This window comes from Fundidesulfovibrio putealis DSM 16056 (assembly GCF_000429325.1).
Lineage (GTDB): Bacteria > Desulfobacterota > Desulfovibrionia > Desulfovibrionales > Desulfovibrionaceae > Fundidesulfovibrio > Fundidesulfovibrio putealis.
Genome location: NZ_AUBQ01000027.1, coordinates 1 through 5,264, shown reverse-complemented (window position 1 = coordinate 5,264; position 5,264 = coordinate 1). Strand labels below are relative to the sequence as shown.

At 54.4% G+C, this 5,264-nt stretch carries 2 tRNA genes and 3 rRNA genes; all 5 read left to right on the top strand.

Features of this window, described 5'->3' with window-relative positions:
* Positions 1-292 precede the first annotated feature (292 nt).
* A 16S ribosomal RNA gene (locus G453_RS0116710) occupies positions 293-1,843 on the top strand.
* 78 nt (positions 1,844-1,921) lie between these two features.
* Positions 1,922-1,998 (top strand) — tRNA-Ile (locus G453_RS0116705).
* Positions 1,999-2,010: 12 nt separating this feature from the next.
* Positions 2,011-2,086, top strand: a tRNA-Ala gene (locus G453_RS0116700).
* A gap of 86 nt (positions 2,087-2,172) precedes the next feature.
* Positions 2,173-5,091 (top strand): 23S ribosomal RNA (locus G453_RS0116695).
* 55 nt (positions 5,092-5,146) lie between these two features.
* A 5S ribosomal RNA gene (rrf, locus tag G453_RS0116690) occupies positions 5,147-5,262 on the top strand.
* The 16S, 23S and 5S rRNA genes sit together here with 2 tRNA genes alongside, the layout of an rRNA operon.
* Positions 5,263-5,264 lie beyond the last annotated feature (2 nt).

The window sequence follows — 5,264 nt, the reverse complement described above, 5'->3', positions numbered from 1 at the left end:
CGGCGGGAAAAGTTGACGGACTTCGAAAGAAGTTGTTGACACGGGAGCCGCCTGGAAGTAGAAAGCTCCTCCGCTGACGAAGAGGCCCTGAGGGCCGCGACGGCAGCGGGAAGAAAAGTCGGCGAGAGTGAAAATAATCGTTGACGGCGCCGCGGGGCGGGAGTAGTTAACTCCTCCGCCGCACGAAAGGCGCGGAACAAGGTCTTTGACAATTAAATAGCGAGTCGGGTGAATAAGACAGCCACACCCCTTGGTCTTCGGATCAAGCGGGTTTCAGCAAGACAAGGATTTCAAACTGGAGAGTTTGATCCTGGCTCAGATTGAACGCTGGCGACGTGCTTAACACATGCAAGTCGTGCGAGAAAGGAGACTTCGGTCTCTGAGTAGAGCGGCGCACGGGTGAGTAACGCGTGGATGATCTACCCTTGAGTTCGGGATAACGGTGCGAAAGCGCCGCTAATACCGTATAACAATCCATTTCATCGTGGGTTCAAAGCAGGCCTCTTCATGAAAGCTTGCGCTTGGGGATGAGTCCGCGTCCCATTAGCTTGTTGGCGGGGTAACGGCCCACCAAGGCTACGATGGGTAGCTGGTCTGAGAGGATGATCAGCCACACTGGAACTGAAACACGGTCCAGACTCCTACGGGAGGCAGCAGTGGGGAATATTGCGCAATGGGGGAAACCCTGACGCAGCGACGTCGTGTGAGGGAAGAAGGCCTTCGGGTCGTAAACCTCTGTCAGAAGGGAAGAACATCCGGGAGTCGAACAGCCTCCCGGCCTGACGGTACCTTCAGAGGAAGCGCCGGCTAACTCCGTGCCAGCAGCCGCGGTAATACGGAGGGCGCAAGCGTTAATCGGAATCACTGGGCGTAAAGCGTGCGTAGGCTGTTTGATAAGTCAGACGTGAAATCCCTCGGCTCAACCGGGGAACTGCGTTTGATACTGTTGAACTAGAGTCCTGGAGAGGGTGGCGGAATTCCTGGTGTAGGAGTGAAATCCGTAGATATCAGGAGGAACACCGGTGGCGAAGGCGGCCACCTGGACAGGTACTGACGCTGAGGTACGAAAGCGTGGGGAGCAAACAGGATTAGATACCCTGGTAGTCCACGCGGTAAACGATGGATGCTAGGTGTCGGGGAGCGATCTTCGGCGCCGCAGCTAACGCATTAAGCATCCCGCCTGGGGAGTACGGTCGCAAGGCTGAAACTCAAAGGAATTGACGGGGGCCCGCACAAGCGGTGGAGTATGTGGTTTAATTCGATGCAACGCGAAGAACCTTACCTGGGTTTGACATCCCGCGAATTCCTCCGAAAAGAGGAAGTGCCCTTCGGGGAGCGCGGTGACAGGTGCTGCATGGCTGTCGTCAGCTCGTGCCGTGAGGTGTTGGGTTAAGTCCCGCAACGAGCGCAACCCTTGTCTTTAGTTGCCAGCAGGTAAGGCTGGGCACTCTAGAGAGACCGCCTCGGTCAACGGGGAGGAAGGTGGGGACGACGTCAAGTCATCATGGCCCTTACGCCCAGGGCTACACACGTACTACAATGGCGGATACAAAGGGTTGCGAAGCCGCGAGGTGGAGCCAATCCCAAAAAGTCCGTCTCAGTTCGGATTGCAGTCTGCAACTCGACTGCATGAAGCTGGAATCGCTAGTAATCGCGCATCATCATGGCGCGGTGAATACGTTCCCGGGCCTTGTACACACCGCCCGTCACACCACGAAAGTTGGTTCTACCCGAAGCCGCCGGGCTAACCGCAAGGAGGCAGGCGTCTACGGTAGTGCTGATGATTGGGGTGAAGTCGTAACAAGGTAGCCGTAGGGGAACCTGCGGCTGGATCACCTCCTTTACTGTTAAGAACCCGACTCGCTATTTAATTGCAAGGACCCTGTCCATTGAGACAGAGTACTTTGCAACCGCCGGCCGAGGGCCTGTAGCTCAGGTGGCTAGAGCGCACGCCTGATAAGCGTGAGGTCGAAAGTTCAAGTCTTTCCAGGCCCACCACCATCAGGAGATGGGGGCGTAGCTCAGCTGGGAGAGCGCCTGCCTTGCACGCAGGAGGTCATCGGTTCGATCCCGTTCGCCTCCACCATAATAATGGTGAGGTGTGGGAGAGGAAAAACGGCGGTAGATCATTGAAAGTTTAATAAGGGATGGAACGCGTTTAGTTAGTACGCGAATCAAGATAATAAGGGCAATCGGTGGATGCCTTGGCGCTAAGAGGCGATGAAGGACGCGGTTGGCTGCGAAATTCCTCGGGGAGCCGTCAAACAGGCTATGATCCGGGGGTGTCCGAATGGGGCAACCCGGCTGGAGTCATGTCCAGTCATCTCCTTACTGAATTCATAGGTTTGGAGAAGCGAACGCAGGGAAGTGAAACATCTCAGTACCTGCAGGAAGAGAAATCAAACGAGATTCCCCTAGTAGCGGCGAGCGAAGAGGGAAGAGCCCAAACCGGGTAGATTCGTCTATCCGGGGTTGTGGGGCTGGCATAAGCGATCTGCAAGTAGGCAGGGGAAGAGTCTGGGAAGGCTCGTCATAGAGGGTGAAAGCCCCGTACCCGAAACCCAAAGCAGCGTGGCCAGTACCCGAGTACCACGAGACCCGAGAAATCTCGTGGGAATCTGGGGGGACCATCCTCCAAGGCTAAATACTCCTTAGCGACCGATAGTGAACCAGTACCGTGAGGGAAAGGTGAAAAGAACCCCTGTTAGGGGAGTGCAATAGAACCTGAAACCGATTGCCTACAAGCGGTGGGAGCACCTTCGGGTGTGACCGCGTGCCTTTTGCATAATGAGTCAGCGAGTTACTCTTACGTGCGAGGTTAAGTCTAAAATGACGGAGCCGCAGCGAAAGCGAGTCTGAATAGGGCGCTTTAGTACGTGGGAGTAGACCCGAAACCGAGTGATCTATCCATGAGCAGAGTGAAGCTCGGGTAAAACCGAGTGGAGGCTCGAACCAGTTAGGGCTGAAAACCTTTTGGATGACTTGTGGATAGGGGTGAAAGACCAATCAAACTCGGTGATAGCTGGTTCTCCCCGAAATATATTGAGGTATAGCCTCGGATTAGACGTACGGAGGTAGAGCACTGAAAGGGCTAGGGGCCCCACCAGGTTACCAAACCCTATCAAACTCCGAATGCCGTCCGTTGATGTCCGGGAGTCAGACTCTGGGTGCGAAGGTCCAGGGTCGAGAGGGTAAGAGCCCAGATCGCCGGCTAAGGTTCCCAAGTTTATGCTAAGTGTGAAAGGAAGTGACGTCGCTCAGACATCCAGGAGGTTGGCTTAGAAGCAGCCATCCTTTAAAGAAAGCGTAATAGCTCACTGGCCTAGCGACGTTGCGCCGAAAATGTATCGGAGCTAAGCATAACACCGAAGCCGCGGGATTGCACTTTGTGCAATCGGTAGGGGAGCGTTCTGAGATGGGATGAAGGCGTGGTGTAAACCCCGCTGGACTAATCAGAAGTGATAATGCTGACATGAGTAACGTTAAAACGAGTGAGAAACTCGTTCGCCGTAAGCCCAAGGTTTCCTGGGTAAAGTTAATCTTCCCAGGGTGAGTCGGCCCCTAAGGCGAGGCTGAAAAGCGTAGCTGATGGGAAACAGGTTAATATTCCTGTACTTGTTGAAGTGTGCGATGAGGGGACACAGAAGGGTAGGTCATCCTGCTGTTGGATGCAGGTGTAAGCATGTAGGCTTGAGTGTAGGCAAATCCGCACTCTATACGGCCGAGACGCGATGCCGTGACTTTATAGTCTGAAGTGACTAATCCCATGCTGTCGAGAAAAGCCTCTAAGTTTAGCTTCAGCGAACCGTACCGCAAACCGACTCTGGTGGGCGGGGAGAATATCCCAAGGCGCTTGAGAGAACTCCGGTTAAGGAACTCGGCAAATTGACCCCGTAACTTCGGGAGAAGGGGTGCCTCTAGATGTGAAGTACTTGCTACGTAAGCATCAGGAGGCCGCAGAGAAATGGCGGTGGCGACTGTTTACTAAAAACACAGGTCTCTGCGAAGTCGTAAGACGACGTATAGGGACTGACTCCTGCCCGGTGCCGGAAGGTTAAGAGGTGAGGTCAGCGCAAGCGAAGCCTTGAATCGAAGCCCCGGTAAACGGCGGCCGTAACTATAACGGTCCTAAGGTAGCGAAATTCCTTGTCGGGTAAGTTCCGACCTGCACGAATGGAGTAACGATCTCCGCACTGTCTCAACCGGAGGCTCAGTGAAATTGAAGTGGCGGTGAAAATGCCGTCTACCCGCGGAAAGACGGAAAGACCCTGTGCACCTTTACTACAGCTTGACATTGGTTTTTGGGCATTGATGTGTAGGATAGGTGGGAGACTGTGAACTCTGCGCGCTAGCGTGGGGGGAGTCAACCTTGAAATACCACCCTTGGATGTCTAAGAATCTAACTCCATGCCGTTATCCGGCTGGAGGACATTGTCTGGCGGGTAGTTTGACTGGGGCGGTCGCCTCCCAAATTGTAACGGAGGCTCGCAAAGGTTCCCTCAGGCTGATTGGAAACCAGCCGTTGAGTGCAAAAGCATAAGGGAGCTTGACTGTGAGAGAGACATCTCGAGCAGGTACGAAAGTAGGCTTTAGTGATCCGGTGGTCCCGCATGGAAGGGCCATCGCTCATAGGATAAAAGGTACGCCGGGGATAACAGGCTGATCGCATCCAAGAGTTCATATCGACGATGCGGTTTGGCACCTCGATGTCGGCTCATCACATCCTGGGGCTGGAGCAGGTCCCAAGGGTTCGGCTGTTCGCCGATTAAAGTGGTACGCGAGCTGGGTTTAAAACGTCGTGAGACAGTTTGGTCCCTATCTTCCGTGGGCGTAGGAGACTTGAGAGGGTTTGCCCCTAGTACGAGAGGACCGGGGTGAACGAACCACTGGTGTGTCTGTTGTGGCGCCAGCCGCATTGCAGAGTAGCCACGTTCGGAAAAGATAACCGCTGAAGGCATCTAAGCGGGAAACTTGCCTCAAGACTAGGTCTCCCCGAAGGGCCCAGGTAGACTACCTGGTTGATAGGCCGCAAGTGCAAGTGTAGTGATACATTCAGCTAAGCGGTACTAATAGCCCGTTCGGCTTGACTCGCTTAACCAAACATAACGCGTTCCTCCCTTATTGACTTAAATATCATCAGGAATTTCCTGGTGGCCCCAGAGGAGGGGGTACACCCGATCCCATTCCGAACTCGGTAGTTAAGCCCTCCATCGCCGATGATACTGCCAGGACCGCTGGTGGGAAAGTAGGTCGCTGCCAGGATT